Origin of the sequence: Janibacter endophyticus (genome assembly GCF_016888335.1) — a bacterium.
GTDB classification, from domain to species: Bacteria; Actinomycetota; Actinomycetes; order Actinomycetales; family Dermatophilaceae; genus Marihabitans; species Marihabitans endophyticum.
The window spans coordinates 946,331-962,121 of the sequence record NZ_JAFEJG010000004.1; the positions used below are offsets into that span (position 1 = coordinate 946,331).

Here is a 15,791-nt window from a genome sequence, read left to right on the forward strand (position 1 = left end):
TGTGATGGAGGGCGGTCACAAAGGGTCGCTGAACGACAGGAGCACTGATGGCACTGGCAGGTGTGACCGACCGCTACTCGCAGGAGCAGATCAACGAGTTCTACCGGACCGGCCAGTGGGCGTCGGAGCGACTGTGGGACTTTGTGCTCGCCGGCGCCGACAAGTACGGCAGTCGGTCCTTCCTTACCGACGACGCCGAGTCGTTGTCCTTCGTGGGTCTGCGCGACGGGGCGATGAAGTTCGGCGCGGCTCTACGCGCGCTCGGCGTGGAGCCTGGGGACCGGGTGGCCGTCCAGCTCCCCAACTGGGTCGAGTTCGGCGTTGTCGTCGCGGCACTGAGCCGCATCGGCGCCATCCTCGTACCGATCATGCCGATCTATCGCAGCGACGACGTCAGTTACATCCTGGAGAACGCCGACGTCAAGCTGGCGATCACCTGCGGACGCTACCGTGGCCACGACCACGCCGGCATGTTCACCGCACTTCAGGACGAAGTGCCCAGCCTTGAGCATGTGGTGGTGGTGCGAGGCGGCGAGGCGCCTAGGAGCCCGCACTCTTTCGAGGCACTCATCGAGCAGCATCGGGACGTGAGTGAGGACGATCTGGGCGCAGGAGTCGGCCCCGATGAGCCCATGCTCATCATCTACAGCAGCGGGACCACGTCTCGGCCCAAGGGTTGCGTGCACACCTTCAACACCGTGAGCTGCGGTGCGCGTCTGCTGGGGCAGTCCTTCGACTATGGGGTGCAGGACGTGCAGTTCGGCCCATCCCCGGTGACCCACATGACGGGGTTGGTCACCAGCTTCCTGCTGCCCCTCGTCCACGGGGGCCAGTCGCACATCCAAGGGCAGTGGGACCCGGCCGAGGGAGCGGTGCAGATCGGGGAGCACGGGTGCACCGTGGCCGTCACGGCCACGACGTTCCTCCAGACCCTGCTCGACGCCTATGACCCTTCCGCACATGACCTCTCGACGCTGCGCCTCTGGATCTGTGCCGGCTCTCCGATCCCCCCCGCGATCATCGAGAGGGCCGAATCGACCCTGCCCGGTGTCAAGGTGCTCAGTCTGTATGGACGCTCCGAGAACGTCACGACGACCACCTGTACGACACAGACCCCGCGTGAGAAGTCGTTGACCAGCGACGGCTGCGCGCTTCCTCAGCAGGAGGTTCGCATCATCGACTGGGAGGGGCGGGAGGTGCCCCGGGGGCAGGAGGGCGACATCGCCTATCGCGGCGCGATGCACATGCTCGAGTACCTCAAGAACCCCACCGAGACGGAGGCGCTCTTCACCGACGACGGCTTCAGCCGCTCCGGGGACCTCGGCGTCATGGACGAGGACGGGTTCGTCCGCGTCACCGGACGGACCAAGGACATCGTCATCCGCGGCGGCATGAACATCTCTGTCCGCCAGATCGAAGACCTACTCTCCCAGTGGTCCAGGGTCCGGGCGTGCGCAGCGGTCGCCATGCCCGACGCCAAGCTCGGGGAGAAGGTCTGCCTCTACCTCGTGCGCTCTGACCCGTCCGACCAGATGACGCTCGAGCACGTCAAGGAGCACCTCCTCGGGCAGGGGTTGACGATCCGCAAGGTCCCCGAGCGCCTCGAGGTCGTCGAGGAGCTGCCGATGACGGCGACGGGCAAGATCCAGAAGCACGTGCTGCGCGCCGAGATCGCTGAGAAGCTCAAGGCGGAGCAGGGCGCCTGAGTTCCGTCATGGCGAAGTCTTGTCATCGGCCGTGCTTCCCCATATGGTTGGACCATTAGACCGAGGCTCGGTCTCGAACCAACTGGCAATGGCGCCGAGGAGCGACGTTATGACTCTCACCGTGACCGATCGATACACCCCCGAGCAGGTGGCCGCGTACAAGGCCAAAGGGCTGTGGGAGGACTCAACCCTTTTCGATGTCATCAGCGAGCAGGCGCGAGAGCGGCCGGACAAGGCCTTCATGTTCGACAGCACGACGTCGGTGACCTATGCGGAGCTCCGTGATCGGGCGCTGCGTATCGCCGCGGGGTTGCGGAGAGCCGGCGTCCATGCAGGAGAGCGCATAGCCGTCCAGCTGCCCAACATCACCGAGTTCGTCGTCGCCGCAGCGGCGATCAACCGTGCTGGAGCGGTGCTGGTCCCGATCATGCCGATCTACCGGGGAAGCGAGGTGAAGCATTTCCTGGCGCACTCGGGTGCGACACGGGTGATCACGATGGCCGACTTTGGCGGCTTCGCTTATGTGGACATGTTCCGTCAGATGCAGTCCGAGCTGCCTCAGCTCAAGACGATCTGGGCCGTGCGGGGCGGCGTCGAGGGTGCGGAGCCGTTCGAGGCGCTGGAGGTCAACGGCGAGCCTGACGCCCTCGCCGTCGAGGTCGGCGACGACCGCCACCCGGACGAGCCTTTCCTTATCGTCTATACCTCCGGCACCACCTCGAAGCCCAAGGGATGCGTGCACACCTTCAACACGGCCCGGACCGCGGCGAAGGAGCTGACAGTCGGGCTGAGGTACTCCTCGGAGGACGTTCAGTTCGGACCGTCCCCGATCTCGCACAGCACGGGCATGGCCACCTCGATCTTGCTACCGCTCATCAACGGCGCGTCGTCGCTGTTCATCGAGAAGTGGGACCCTGTGGCGGGGATGGATGCGCTGATTGAGCACAAGGTGACCTGTGCGGTGACCGCCACCCCGTTCCTGCAGATGCTCCTGGGCGTCTACGACCCCGACCGTCACGATGTGTCGCACTTCCGTGCCTGGGTGTGCGCCGGTTCCCCGATCCCGGGGAGTGTCGTGGAGAAGGCGCGGAAGATGTTCACGGGCGGGACTGTTCTTAGCCTGCTCGGTCGCTCAGAGAACTACGTCACGACGATGTGCTCCGTTGACGATGACCCCCAGCGAGCCGTGACGTCCGACGGTCGGGCGCTGCCCGACGCCGACGTGCAGATCACGGACCCTCTGGGCAACGAGGTGCCGCGCGGCGAGGAGGGCGACATCGCCTACAAGGGGGCGAGCCACATGCTCGGCTACTACAACGACCCCGATGCCACGGCAGCCATGTTCACGCCGAGCGGGTACTCCCAGTCGGGCGACCTCGGCGTCATGGACAAGGATGGCTTCGTCCGTGTCACGGGACGCAGCAAGGACATCATCATCCGTGGTGGTATGAACATCTCCGCACGCGAGGTCGAGGACCACGTGGGAGCACGGGACGACATCGCACAGGTCGCGGCCGTAGCGATGCCAGACGAGCGGCTCGGCGAGAAGGTGTGTCTATATGTCGTGCCTGTCGATGTGTCCAGTGCACCGACGCTCGAAGTGATCAACGAGGACCTGCGATTCCGTGGGGTTGCCACCCAGAAGCTGCCTGAGCGGCTCGAGGTCGTCGAGGCGCTCCCGATGACGGCCACAGGCAAGATTCAGAAGCACCTGCTTCGGGCCGAGATCGCCGAGAAGGTCAAGGCCGACTCAGCCAGCTGACGCTCGTGCGGTCCCCGACACCGCTACGGCGCCATCGTCGCGAGTGGCGGCGACACTCAAAGTCGCGACGCCGTCGGTGACCTCGGTGACCTCAGCGGTGAGGGAAAGGGTGGTGCCGATCGGGACCGGGGCGCGGAAGCGTGCCTCGAAGTAAGACAGCCTGGTGATACCAACCCAGTCGGCGACTGCGCCGGAGAGCACCGCGGCGGAGAACTGGCCATGGGCGATGGGTGTCTCGAAACCCGCCGAAGCCGCCGCCGCCGGGTCGTGGTGCAAGGGATTGAAGTCGCCTCCGGCGCCAGCAAACCGGACGATGTCCGTCTGGGTGATCGGGCCGAACTCGCGCTCCGGCATCTGCGCGCCTGAGGTCAGGATGGTCATGTAGTGCCTCGCTCGATGATGGTTTCCCGCTGCCTGACGGCGAGATCGCCTGACGCGTCGCGCCAGTCTGTCTCCATGGTGATGACGCGCATGGGGCCGGTCCGCCCATCACGCCGCTCGTCCCTGACGACGACGCGCCGGCCATTCACGCGGTCCCCAGCCACGAGCGGCCTCACGTACTCCCAGGACACAGATCCGACAATCACGCGCTGCATGTCGAGACCAAGTGCTTCCACCCACGCACGGGGGTCGCGACAGTGGCCTGCAACAACGACGTGCGTGGGTGTGGCGGCGACGCCCTGCAGGCCGGCAGCAGCGGCGGCTTCGGGGTGGGAATGCACCGGATCCGACACCCTGGTTGCTCGTACGAACTCGCCGATCTTTCCTGCTTCGACGTCGATAGCCACGGTGTCGACGACTCGACCGACGATTGCGTTCGGCGATGACGAGGTCGAGGACTGCGTCATGGGACCTCCTATTTGGTCTGACCTATAGTATCATTCAGGCACTCTCGAAAGGAGGTCCTCGTGGACCTGCGTGACGACCCGGAGCAGTCCGAGTTCCGTCAGGAGTTGCGTTCCTGGCTCGAGCAGACGCTGCCGACCCTGCCCGGCCCCGAGCCGGTGGGGCTAGTGGAGAAGAAGCCTTACTGGCAGCAGTGGCAGCGTGAGCTGCACGACGCCGGTTATGCGGGGCTCACCTGGTCTCGAGAGTACGGCGGGCAAGGGGCGGACGAAGGCCTGCGCGCCATCCTGACCGAGGAGCTGGACGCCGCCGGAGCCCCTGAGAGGCTCAACACCATCGGCGAGGACTTCGCTGGCCCCACGATCGCGGCCTTCGGGACCGACGAGCAGAAGTCGCGGTTCCTGCGGCCGATCCTCACCGGGGAAGAGATCTGGTGCCAACTGTTCTCGGAGCCTGATGCAGGGTCGGACCTGGCCTCACTGCGCACCCGGGCTACCAAGGTCGAAGGCGGGTTCAGGGTCACGGGCCAGAAGATCTGGACGTCGCGGGCCCACATTGCCGATCATGCGATCCTGCTCGCCAGGACCGGGGGTGGGCCAAGGCACAAGGGCATCACCTACTTCCTCGTCCCGATGACGGCCGAGGGCCTCACCGTGCGTCCGCTCGCCCATATGCTCGGAGAGGCCGAGTTCAACGAGGTCTTCCTGGACGATGTCTTCATCCCTGACGGCATGGTCGTCGGGGACGTGGATGGTGGCTGGGGAGTCGCCATGGGGACTCTTGCCTTCGAACGCGTCGCCATCGCCACAGGCCGCGTGAATACGAAGCGGGCCGTTGACGAGATCGTGGCCGAGGTCAGGGAGGCGACAGGGCTTGACGGGCAGCCGCTCGGTGGCCAGGCGGTGGTTCGGCAGACAGTGGCCGACCTCTATGGCCGCGCTCTCATCCACCAGCTCATCGGTCAGCGTGTGGTCACCCTCGCCTCGAGCGACGGGCCCCCCGGGCCGGTGACATCGATCGGCAAGCTGTACTTCTGCCCGCTCGTCGAGGACCTGTCCGACTATGCGCTCTCGCTGCAGGAGCTGGGCGGACAGCTCGCACTCGACGACCCAGACCGCGAGGGCTCCAAGTGGCTCCGGCTCGCCTACCAGGCTCGCGGGACCGCCATCGCCGGCGGATCGACCTTCATCCAGCGCAACATCGTCGCCGAACGAATCCTCGGCATGCCCAGGAGTTGATCATGAACCACCCCCCGAGCCCGACCACCGGGATCGATGCGTCGGAAGAGCCCGTCTACACCTGGCGTCCGACGCCCGAACAGGTGGAGCGCGCCAACGTTACCCGGCTGGCCTCGACACACGGCATCGACGGCATCGAGGCCCTGCGCAAGGCCTCGGTCCACGACGTGGGCTGGTACTGGGATGCCGTGGTCCGAGATCTCGACCTGCGCTTCCGCGCGCCGTACTCCGAGGTCCTCGACGTCGGCCGAGGTATCTCGCACCCGGACTGGTTCATCGGAGGATCGCTCAACATCGTCGACTCGTGCCTGACGCGGTGGACGGCCGAAGCCGCCAGCGCCGGTCGCGCCGCGATCGTTCACGAGACGGAGGACGGCAGGGTCACCTCGATGACGTACGCCGAGCTCGAGGAGCAGGTGACCCGAGCCGCTGCCGGGCTCCGCAGGCTGGGTGTGCGCCGCGGTGATGCGGTTGCCCTCTTCCTGCCGATGATCCCGGAGGCCGCAGTTACGGTATATGCCGTGGCCCGGCTGGGTGCCGTGATCGTGCCGCTCTTCTCCGGGTTCGCCCCGACTGCGATCGCCAGCAGACTCCAGGACGCGGACGTCAAGGTGGTCGTGACGGCTGACGGGACCGTTCGTCGTCGACGGACCCTCGGACTGCTCCCGCTGCTTGCCGAGGCGCTGGTCGATTGCCCCACCGTCACCTCGGTCGTGGTCGTCGACAACGTTGAGGCTGCGTCGGAAGAGTCGGTCAGGCAGCACGGGACCTCCGTCGTCTCGTGGGTAGATCTCATCGACTCCGACCCGGCCGAGGGGGGCGAGGTCGCGGAGATGGGTGCTGATGACGTGCTGCTCCTCGCCTACACATCAGGGACGACGGGTCGGCCCAAGGGCGCGGTCCACACGCACGCCGGGTTCCTGGTGAAAACCGCGAGCGAGGTCGCGTACTCCTTCGACGTCAGCGCCGGTGACGTCTTCTGCTGGGTGACCGACATGGGCTGGATCATGGGGCCGCTCTCGATCATCGGAACTCACGCCAACGGGGCGACCCTGCTGCTCTACGAGGGCAGTCCAGATGTCCCTGATCTGGGACGGCTGTGGCAGCTCGTCCAGCGCCACCGGGTGACGATGCTCGGGGTGTCGCCCACGCTCATCCGCACGTTGCGCCTCACGGAGGCGGTAGCCGAAATCCCCGATCTGTCGTCGGTACGTACCCTCGGGTCGACCGGTGAGCCGTGGGACCCAGACTCGTACGAGTGGCTCGCCCGAGACCTCTTCGGGGGGCGGGTGCCCGTCATCAACTTCTCGGGCGGGACCGAGGTCGGTGGATCGTTTCTAGCCCCCTATCCGGTCGAGGAGATCCGTTCCTGCTCCCTGGGCGGACCCTCACTGGGGATGGATGTCGACGTGGTCGACGACTCCGGCGCATCGATCCGCGGCGAGGTTGGCGAGCTTGTCTGCCGCCAGCCGTGGCCGGCCATGACTCGGGGAGTGTGGAAGGACGAGGAGCGCTACCAAGAGGCGTACTGGTCGACCTTCCCCGGCATGTGGCGGCATGGTGACTATGCCCTGGTCGAGGGCGGGCAGTGGTTTATCCGCGGCCGCTCAGACGACGTGATGAACGTTGCCGGCAAGCGCCTCGCGCCCGCGGAGATCGAGGCGGTTCTGGTGACTCACCCCGCAGTCTCGGAGGCTGCCGCGGTCGGGGTTCCGGATGAGACGAAGGGCGAGGCCGTCTGGGCGTTCTGGGTACCTCGACCAGATGCAGAGGCCGACGTCTCCGAGGAGCTGCGTGAGATGGTCGCACGCGAGGTGGGCAAGCCCTTCGCCCCGAGCCTGGTCCGCCGCGTGGAGCGGCTGCCCAAGACTCGCTCGCAGAAAATCATGCGGCGGGCGGTGCGGGCTGCTGCCCTCGGGATCGACCCCGGTGACCTCGCAGGTGCCGAGAACCCTGAGGCGATCGACGAGATCCGAGCAGCAGTCGCCGACGACTGAGACCGCCGGCGACGCCGCCAGTCGGGTCAGCTCTCGATCTCGACCTGCTCGCGGTGCTCGTGCTCGCGGACGTCCACCGCGTAGTCATGCACGTGTCGAGCCATGCGACGCTCCGCCGCTGCCTCGTCCTGGTCGCGGATTGCTCGGATGATCGAGGTATGTGCCCTCACCGTCAGCGCCATGACCTCGTCGTTGATGAAGTCCTCGTTCTCGGTAGCCGAGTAGATCGCAGGTGCGAGCGCCTTGAGCAAGCCGGACAGCAGCTCGTTGTGGCTCGCGTGCGCGATGGCAACGTGCCACTCCACGTTCGCCGCGAGGAAGGCAGCAAGGTCGGTGGCGGAGGCGATCTCCTCGTTGAGGGCCTGCAGCGTCGTGAGGTCGTCATCGGTCCGGTTGCGGGCGGCAAGCCGTGCAGTGAAGGGCTCGAGCCCTTCCCGGGTCTCGAGGAGGTTGTCGATCCGGATCTGGCGACCGCGGATGAGAAGCCCGACGCTGGCCGCCATGGAGTTCTCGTCCGGATGCTGCACGAAAGCACCGCCGGATCGTCCGGCTTTTATGCGGACCAGTCCCTGGACCTCGAGGATCCGGAGGGCTTCGCGGACCGTTGTGCGGCTCATGCTGGTCTGGACGACGAGCTCGCGCTCTGGCGGGAGGGCGGTCCCCTCGGGGAACTCACCCGACAGGATCTTCTCGCGCAGGTCGTCCGCGAGGACGTCCGACGCCTTGGGCACCGCCATCGGGGAGAGCTGGATCGTTGAGCGCCGTGGGGGCTCAGTGATCGACTTCTTCGGCATGGTGTGCGCCCTCTTTTGGTCTGACCTAATGTATCTTTCGAAGGAAGTGTAACTGCTGACCGAAAGGGCAGGGCGAGGACATGCGCTGGGAGCTCACCGAAGAACAAGGCGAGATTCGTGACGAGTTCGTCGGCTGGCTTCGGCACGTTGCCGGGGCGGAGGACATCCGACGATGGGACGACGAAGGTCCTGCTGAGTTCGCGGCGGCCTTCGTCGAGGCCGGGTGGTCCGCGCTCGGTGTCCCCGAGGGCGAGGGCGGCGCCGGCGGGGGGTTGCTGGAGCTTGCCCTCTTGTCCGAGGCAATGGGTGCCTTCGGTGTGCCGAGCTCGACCTGGTTGGCGGGTGCGGTCGCTCAGCCGGCGATCGCGGGTCGAGGAGCGCTCCTCGCCGGCATGGCCGAAGGGGCTCAGGTTGCCGTTGCCGTACCAGCCGGGTCCGCGCCAGACCAGGTCCTGAGGGGGCGGGAGCGGCTTCCGTCCATGGAGGGCGGCGTGCTTGACGGGGGTGTGTCGCTCGTCCTGGGTGTCACTCACGAGTCTAGGCTCGTGGTCCCGGCCGTGCAGGGCGACGCCGTTCTCCTTGCCTTGGTCGAGCCTGGTGCCTCTGGCCTCGAGCTCCGGGACCGGGCACTCCTCGACCGGACCCGACGGGCGGCGGACGTCAGCTTTGGCTCGACGCCTGCGGAGGCGCTCGACGTCGACGCTCCGGCAGTGCTGCAGCAGTGCGCCCTCCGTGCTGGTGTCCTCGTGGCCGCGGATGCGCTTGGTGTCAGCCAGAGGATGCTCGACCTCGCCGTCGAGTACAGCGGTCAGCGTGAGCAGTTCGGTCAGCCCATCGGAGCCTTCCAGGCGATGAAGCATGCTGCGGCCACGATCCTCGTCGGGGTCGAGGCGGCGCGCTCTGTGGTCTTCCCCGCGGCGGCGGCCGTAGACCAGGGGAACGACATGGCGCTGGCTTGGGCCAGTGCTGCGAAGGCGCAGATCGGCGCCTCTGGCATCGCTGCCGCTGACTCGGCGCTCACGATGCATGGCGCCATTGGCTACACCTGGGAGCACGATCTCCACCGGCACTACAAGCGTGCGAAGCTCGACGCGACGCTCTTCGGGACCGTGGAGGAGTGGAACGAGCGGATCGCCGAGATGCTCGATCTTGTGCCGTCGACGTGAGGATGCCCGTGTCCTCGATCGCGGCGGCAGGCCTGCGTTGCGCGGGCCCGTGGACATATTGGTCCAACCAATATAAGGTTTGATGCGTTAACTCACCGATGTGCGAGCGAGGAGCCGTTGTGGACTTCGATCTGACCGAGGACCAGGAGGACATCCGCAAGGCTGTCCGGGATCTTGCCGGGTCCTTCCCAGAGACGTACTGGCAGGAGAAGGACGCGGCTCACGAGTTCCCCACGGAGTTCTACAACGCATTCGCCCAGGGCGGCTGGCTCGGCATCACCACCCCCGAGGAGTTCGGCGGTCATGGCATGGGGATCACGGAGGCATCGATCGTCCTCGAGGAGATCGCGGCATCCGGGGCGGGCATGAACGGCGCGAGCTCGATGCACCTGTCCATCTTTGGCATGCACCCCGTCATCAAGCACGGATCCGACGATCTGAAGGCGCGTACGCTGCCGCGCATCGTCAACGGTGACCTGCACGTCTGCTTCGGGGTGACGGAGCCGGGCGCCGGGCTCGACACCACGCGCATCACCACTTTTGCCGAGCGCGATGGTGACGACTACCTCGTGAACGGCCGGAAGGTGTGGATCTCCAAGGCGGTCGAGTCTGAGAAGGTCCTCCTGCTGACGCGCACGACCAAGTTCGACCAGGTCACCAAGAAGACCGACGGTCTGACGCTCTTCCTCACCGACCTCGACCCAGACCACGTCGACATCCGACCGATCCGCAAGATGGGACGGAACGCGGTCACGTCTAACGAGCTCTTCATCGACAATCTCCGCGTGCCGGCCAAGGACCGCGTTGGCGAGGAGGGAAGCGGGTTCCGTTACATCCTCGACGGGCTTAACCCCGAACGGATGCTCGTGGCCGCGGAGGCACTTGGCATCGGGCGAGCAGCCCTCCGGGCAGGTGTGAAGTACGGCCAGGACCGAGAGGTCTTCGGGCGCCCGATCGGGATGAACCAGGGCATCCAGTTCCCCCTCGCAGACTCGCTTGCTCGTCTCGATGCTGCAGAGCTCGTGCTGCGTAAGGCGACGTGGCTGTACGACAACGGCATGCCCTGCGCGCGAGAGGCGAACACTGCCAAGTACCTGTGCGCTGACGCCGGCTTCGACGCCGCCGATCGAGCGCTCCAGACCCACGGCGGCATGGGCTACTCCGAGGAGTACAACGTCGCCAGGTACTTCCGCGAGGCGCGCCTGACCCGGATCGCGCCGCTGAGCCAAGAAATGATCCTCAACTACATCGGCGAGCACGTGCTCGGCATGCCCAGGAGCTACTGATGACCTTCAGCCTCACCGGACGCACCGCGATCGTCACTGGCGCGGGCGCGGGACTCGGCGCCGCTGCAGCACGGGCGTTCGCCGAGGCCGGCGCCAACGTACTGGTTACCGACATCGACGCTGATGCTGCCGCTTGCGTCGCACGGGAGATTGCTGATGCTGGCGGACGGGCCGAGTCGGCTCCGCTAGACGTGCGCAGTGCCGAGCAGGCAGCCGCCGCGGTGACGCAGGCCGCGGCCATGGGCGATGGCTCAGTCCACATCCTCGTCAACAACGCAGGTGCCATTGCACCCGCGATGTTCTCGAAGATGGAGGAGGAGGCCTTCCGTCGCATCATCGACATCCACCTCATCGGCAGTTGGGTCTGCAGCAAGGCCGTGCTGCCGCACCTGCCCGAGGATGGCACCGGCCGGATCATCAATGTGACCTCTGCAGCCGGCCTGACCGGGACCATCGGTCAGGCCAACTACGGCGCGGCGAAGGCGGGCATCGTCGGACTTACGAAGTCCCTCGCCAAGGAGCTCGCCCGTCAGAAGGTGACGGTCAACGCCGTTGCGCCACTCGCTGCGACCGCGATGACCCACAAGGTGCGGACTGACGAGAAGCTCTCCAGCGCAAACCTGGCGCGGGTAGCGATGGCCCGCTGGGCGGAGCCCGAAGAGATCGCTCCGGTCTTCGTATTCTTCGCCTCGGACGCCGCGTCGTACGTCACCGGTCAGGTCCTCCCCGTCGATGGCGGGCTGGTGATCTGAGATGGTTCGTCAGATCTCTGGCCCCTTCGCCCGGACTGCGCGCGAGGTCCTCATCACCGAAGCCGTCCGGACCCCCTTCGGCCGGTCGCACGCCGACAAGGGATGGTTCAAGGACGTCCACCCCAACGAGATGCTTGCCACGGTCTACCGTGAGCTGCTTCGCCGGTCCGGGGTCCAGCCGGGCCACGTCGAGGACCTCCACGTAGGCTGTACTGCGGTCTTCGGAGAGCAGTCACGCAACATCGGACGCAACGCGTGGCTGCATGCGGGTTACCCGCCCGAGGTCCCGGCCGTGACGATGGACCGACGGTGCGGTTCGGCCCAGACCGCCGCGGAGACCGCGGCTGGCCTCATAGGCACGGGCACTCACGACCTCGTTATTGCAGCGGGTGTCGAGCACATGCAGCACGTCCCCATGAACTCCCCGGCCAAGATCTCGGAGCTTTACGGCGAGCCGTGGACGCCCGAGATGTGGGAGCAGTACTCCTTCGTCACCCAGGGTGAGAGTGCCGAGCTCATCGCCGACCGGTGGGGTATCAGCCGGGAGGACATGGATGCTCTCGCGGTCGAGTCACACCGACGCGCTGCTGAGGCGCACGAGGCCGGAAGGTTCGCCGAAGAGATCACCGCCATGGACCTCGACGGCGAGATGCGCGCCGGTGACCAGACTGTCCGGCCGGGGACGTCGATGGAGACACTCGGTGGCCTGAAGACCGTATTCAGGGAGGACGGCCGCGTGACGGCCGGATCGTCCTCGCCCCTCTGCGACGGGGCATCGGGGGTGCTGCTCGCTTCGCGCGAGGCTGCGGACGATCACGGGCTTCGCGCCCGGGCTCGCATCGTCGATCAAACGACGGTGGGGGTCGACCCGATTATCATGCTGACCGGTCCGATCCCCGCCACCCAGAAGATCCTTGAGCGCAACGGTCTGAGCATGGCCGACATCGACCTCTTCGAGGTCAACGAGGCGTTCAGCTCGGTCGTCATCGCCTGGGAGCGCGAGCTGGGTGCTGATATGAGCAAGGTCAATGTCAACGGTGGCGCGATCGCCCTCGGCCATCCCGTGGGTGCGACCGGAGGCCGCCTGCTCGCAACGATCGTCGGTGAGCTGGAACGTCGGGATGCTGAGCTGGGGCTCGTGACGATGTGCTGCGGCGGAGGCATGGGGACCGCGACCTTGGTGCAGCGGGTCGACTGATGCTGGACCTCAGGGCTCTGGTTCGGGCCGGTGACGGTGTCTGGTGGAGCCAGACCAGCGCTGAGCCCACACCGCTCGTCGACGCGTTGCTCGAGCAGCTGCCAGCGATCGGTCCCGTCGATGCCTTCGTCGGTATGACCCTGAACCGTCGGCTGGTCGACAACCTCCCCCAGGACCTCACCGTGATCTCCTACGGGGGTCTGGGCCTGCTGCGCACCCTCAGTGGGTCGGGCCGCCTCGAGATCGTCCCGAGCCACTACTCGACGATCCCTCGTCTTTTCAGCACCGGGGCGATCGCCGCAGACGTCGGCCTCGTGCAGGTCTCCCCGCCAGATGCCGACGGCTACGTCACTCTGGGCACAGGGGTCGACTACGCGGCTGACGCCGTCCCGGCGACCCGCACCCTCATCGCTGAGATCAACCAGCAGATGCCGGCGACGGTCGGGTCGCCACGCATTCACTTCTCTCGCTTCGCAGCCACTCTCGAGACCGACCGACCGCTGATCACCACCCCGGCGCGCGACAGCTCCTGGGAGGAGCGGGTGATCGGCCAGCACGTGGCTGCCCTCATCGATGACGGCTCGACGCTGCAGGTCGGTGTCGGCACACTTCCCTCGGCGGTACTCGCAGCGCTCGGTAATCACAAGGACCTCGGTCTCCATACCGGCATCGTGTCCGACTCCGTCCTCCCGTTGATCCGCTCGGGCGTGCTGACGGGCGCCCGCGCCGAGTTTGAACCAGGCACCCTCGTCACGGGTGCCGCACTCGGGTCCGAGGAGCTGTACACGACCATCCCGGACCTCTCGCTGGAGTTCCGACCTGTGAGCCACACCCACGACCCGCGCATCCTGAGCCGCCTCAGCTCGCTGGTCTCGGTCAACGGCGCGATCGAGGTCGATCTCGCCGGCAACGTCGGGGCTGAGTACGCGGACGCGGTTCTCGTCGGGGCACTCGGGGGCCAGACCGACTTCGCCCGCGCGGCCTCGTCGACGGGTCGACTCTCGATCATCGCGCTGCGCTCAACCGCGCGGGGGGCATCGACGATCGTCCCGACCCTGGTGCACGGTCCGGTGACGACCTCGCGCGCGGACGTCGATTGCGTCGTCACCGAGCATGGCGTTGCGCACCTGACCGGGTGCACGCTGCGCGAGCGGGCTCGGCGCCTCATCGCGGTTGCTGCACCCGAGCACCGCGAGTCCCTTGAACGCCAGTCCTTCTCGGCACTCGCCCATGCGGCGGTCGACTGACCGCCCTATCCCTTCGACTCTTCCTACAGTCAACGAAAGGACCACCATGGCTCGCCCCCAGAGCGTGAAGATCCGCGAGGTCGGCCCTCGCGACGGCTTCCAGAACGAGCCGGAGAACATCCCGACCGAGGACAAGATCCGGCTGATCAACGGCCTCGGAAGGGCTGGCTTCAAGCGCATCGAGGTCGCGAGCTTCGTGCGGCCGGACGTCATCCCCAACCTGGCGGACGGCGTCGAGGTCCTCCGTGGCGTCGAGGTGCCGGACGACTGCCGACTCATGGTCCTCGTGCCCAACAGCAAGGGCTTGGAGAACGCTCTCAAGCATCGGGATCTCTTCCATGATGTTGTGATCTTCGTGTCCGCCTCGGAGACCCACAACAGCAAGAATGTGCGTCGCAGCGTCGCCGAGACCATGGCCGACAATGCCGAGATGGCGAGACGGATCAAAGAAGCGGGTCTCTACTGCTCTGCGGTCATCGCCACCTCCTTCGGCTGCCCATACGAGGGTGAGGTGCCGCTGGAACGGGTCCTCGCCCTCGCCGATCAGTTCAAAGCGATGGGTGTCGACGAGATCGGCTTTGGAGATACCACGGGCATGTGCAACCCCGCCTACGCCTCCACCTTCTTTACCGCGGCGATGGAACGGCTCGACGGTGTGGAGGTCACCGCGCACTTCCACAACACCCGGGGACAGGGGCTAGCCAACGCCTACGCCGCCCTCGAGGCGGGGTGCGACAGCTTCGAGAGCAGCTTCGGCGAGCTGGGCGGTTGTCCCGTCCCCGCGGGGTCGACCGGGAACATCGCCACGGAGGACCTCGTGAGCATGTTCCACGAGATGGGGGTTGATACCGGCCTCGACCTCGGCAAGGTCATCGATGCCGCTCGTGAGGCGCAGGCCGTCCTGGGTCGTACGTTGACCAGCCACTCGATCATCGCTGGACCAGTCACCTGGAACAACTGACGTGACCCGCCACCGTAGCAAGCACAACACACAACCACAGGAGAAGCCATGACTGCACGCGTCGCCATCGTCACCGGAGGGGCCCAGGGCATCGGCCGGGGCATCGTCGAGTCACTCGCTGCCGAGGGCCACAAGGTCGCCATCGCCGATCTCAACCTCGAGGTCGCGACCAAGACCGCTGAGGAGATCGGGAGCGGGGCGATCGCCGTCCGGATGGATGTCACCGACACCGAGTCGGTGAAGACCGCCGTCGCCGAGGTGGAGGAGAAGCTCGGCCCCATCGAGGTCGTCGTCAACAATGCCGGTTGGGACGACTTCATGCCGTTCGTCAAGACGAACGAGGACTTCTGGGACAAGATCGTTGACATCAACTACAAGGGTCACCTGCGTGTCATCCAGGCCACCGTCCCCGGCATGATCGAGCGCGGCTTCGGTCGCGTCATCAACATCGGATCAGACGCTGGCCGTGTCGGATCGTCCCTGGAGGCGGTCTACTCCGGAGCGAAGGGTGGAATCATCGCCTTCACCAAGACGCTGGCGCGCGAGGTGGCCACCAAGGGCGTCACGTGCAACACGGTGTGTCCGGGACCGACCGACACCCCGGCCCTGCGTGCCTTCACCGAGGGCTCTGGCCAGGATGCCGACAAGGTCATTGCCGGGATGACCCGGGCGGTGCCGATGAAGCGGTTGGGCACTCCTGCAGACGTGGGACCCGCGGTGGCCTTCTTCGCGTCTGACGGCGCGGGTTTCGTCACAGGGCAGACCCTGTCCGTCAGCGGTGGCCTGACGATGGCGTGAGCGTGTCCAAACGGCCCACCAGATCACGACAGCAACCGAG

Annotated in this window: 14 protein-coding genes; 11 read left to right on the plus strand and 3 right to left on the minus strand. The window is 66.4% G+C overall.

Features of this window, described 5'->3' with window-relative positions; genetic code table 11:
* Nucleotides 1-47: 47 nt before the first annotated feature.
* Nucleotides 48-1,706, plus strand: coding sequence for an AMP-binding protein (locus tag JNO54_RS04590; RefSeq protein ID WP_204142834.1), 1,659 nt, complete (start codon nucleotides 48-50; stop codon nucleotides 1,704-1,706).
* A 109-nt stretch (nucleotides 1,707-1,815) separates the two neighbouring features.
* Nucleotides 1,816-3,468 carry an AMP-binding protein gene (locus JNO54_RS04595; protein ID WP_204142835.1) on the plus strand — a complete coding sequence of 551 codons (1,653 nt, stop codon included), beginning with the start codon at nucleotides 1,816-1,818 and terminating at the stop codon, nucleotides 3,466-3,468.
* On the opposite strand, the gene JNO54_RS04600 is transcribed toward JNO54_RS04595, so the two are convergent.
* Nucleotides 3,457-3,849 carry a MaoC family dehydratase gene (locus tag JNO54_RS04600; protein ID WP_204142836.1) on the minus strand — a complete coding sequence of 131 codons (393 nt, stop codon included), beginning with the start codon at nucleotides 3,847-3,849 and terminating at the stop codon, nucleotides 3,457-3,459. The genes JNO54_RS04595 and JNO54_RS04600 overlap by 12 nt on opposite strands.
* Nucleotides 3,846-4,316, minus strand: coding sequence for an FAS1-like dehydratase domain-containing protein (locus JNO54_RS04605; RefSeq protein ID WP_204142837.1), 471 nt, complete (start codon nucleotides 4,314-4,316; stop codon nucleotides 3,846-3,848). Before JNO54_RS04605 ends, JNO54_RS04600 begins: the two co-directional genes overlap by 4 nt.
* Before the next feature lie 60 nt (nucleotides 4,317-4,376).
* On the opposite strand from JNO54_RS04605, the gene JNO54_RS04610 reads away from it, so the two are divergent.
* Together JNO54_RS04610 and JNO54_RS04615 are read left to right on the plus strand one after the other, a co-directional pair.
* Nucleotides 4,377-5,552, plus strand: a complete 1,176-nt coding sequence (locus JNO54_RS04610) for an acyl-CoA dehydrogenase family protein (protein ID WP_204142838.1) — start codon at nucleotides 4,377-4,379, stop codon at nucleotides 5,550-5,552.
* A gap of 2 nt (nucleotides 5,553-5,554) precedes the next feature.
* Nucleotides 5,555-7,549 (plus strand): AMP-binding protein, encoded by a 1,995-nt coding sequence (locus JNO54_RS04615; RefSeq protein ID WP_204142839.1) that lies wholly within the window; start codon nucleotides 5,555-5,557, stop codon nucleotides 7,547-7,549.
* 26 nt (nucleotides 7,550-7,575) lie between these two features.
* Here the strand turns inward: JNO54_RS04615 and JNO54_RS04620 are convergent, their stop codons facing one another.
* The gene (locus JNO54_RS04620; protein ID WP_204142840.1) at nucleotides 7,576-8,343 is read right to left on the minus strand and encodes a FadR/GntR family transcriptional regulator; all 768 of its coding nucleotides are present in this window, start codon (nucleotides 8,341-8,343) and stop codon (nucleotides 7,576-7,578) included.
* Nucleotides 8,344-8,423: 80 nt separating this feature from the next.
* Here JNO54_RS04620 and JNO54_RS04625 point away from each other — a divergent pair, with 80 nt between their 5' ends.
* The 7 genes from JNO54_RS04625 to JNO54_RS04655 all read left to right on the plus strand — a co-directional run bounded on the left by JNO54_RS04625 (nucleotide 8,424) and on the right by JNO54_RS04655 (nucleotide 15,751).
* A complete protein-coding gene (locus tag JNO54_RS04625) occupies nucleotides 8,424-9,509 on the plus strand; it encodes an acyl-CoA dehydrogenase family protein (RefSeq protein WP_204142841.1) in 1,086 nt (361 codons plus the stop codon).
* A gap of 119 nt (nucleotides 9,510-9,628) precedes the next feature.
* On the plus strand, nucleotides 9,629-10,795 hold the full coding sequence (locus JNO54_RS04630; protein ID WP_307818063.1) for an acyl-CoA dehydrogenase family protein: 1,167 nt from the start codon (nucleotides 9,629-9,631) through the stop codon (nucleotides 10,793-10,795).
* Nucleotides 10,795-11,547 (plus strand): SDR family NAD(P)-dependent oxidoreductase, encoded by a 753-nt coding sequence (locus JNO54_RS04635; RefSeq protein ID WP_204142843.1) that lies wholly within the window; start codon nucleotides 10,795-10,797, stop codon nucleotides 11,545-11,547. Before JNO54_RS04630 ends, JNO54_RS04635 begins: the two co-directional genes overlap by 1 nt.
* Before the next feature lies 1 nt (nucleotide 11,548).
* Complete coding sequence (locus JNO54_RS04640) at nucleotides 11,549-12,745, plus strand: thiolase family protein (RefSeq protein WP_204142844.1); 1,197 nt, start codon at nucleotides 11,549-11,551, stop codon at nucleotides 12,743-12,745.
* Nucleotides 12,745-13,992, plus strand: coding sequence for an acetyl-CoA hydrolase/transferase family protein (locus tag JNO54_RS04645; RefSeq protein ID WP_204142845.1), 1,248 nt, complete (start codon nucleotides 12,745-12,747; stop codon nucleotides 13,990-13,992). Before JNO54_RS04640 ends, JNO54_RS04645 begins: the two co-directional genes overlap by 1 nt.
* A gap of 46 nt (nucleotides 13,993-14,038) precedes the next feature.
* On the plus strand, nucleotides 14,039-14,953 hold the full coding sequence (locus tag JNO54_RS04650) for a hydroxymethylglutaryl-CoA lyase (RefSeq protein ID WP_204142846.1): 915 nt from the start codon (nucleotides 14,039-14,041) through the stop codon (nucleotides 14,951-14,953).
* Between the two features lie 48 nt (nucleotides 14,954-15,001).
* The gene (locus JNO54_RS04655; RefSeq protein ID WP_204142847.1) at nucleotides 15,002-15,751 is read left to right on the plus strand and encodes an SDR family NAD(P)-dependent oxidoreductase; all 750 of its coding nucleotides are present in this window, start codon (nucleotides 15,002-15,004) and stop codon (nucleotides 15,749-15,751) included.
* Nucleotides 15,752-15,791 lie beyond the last annotated feature (40 nt).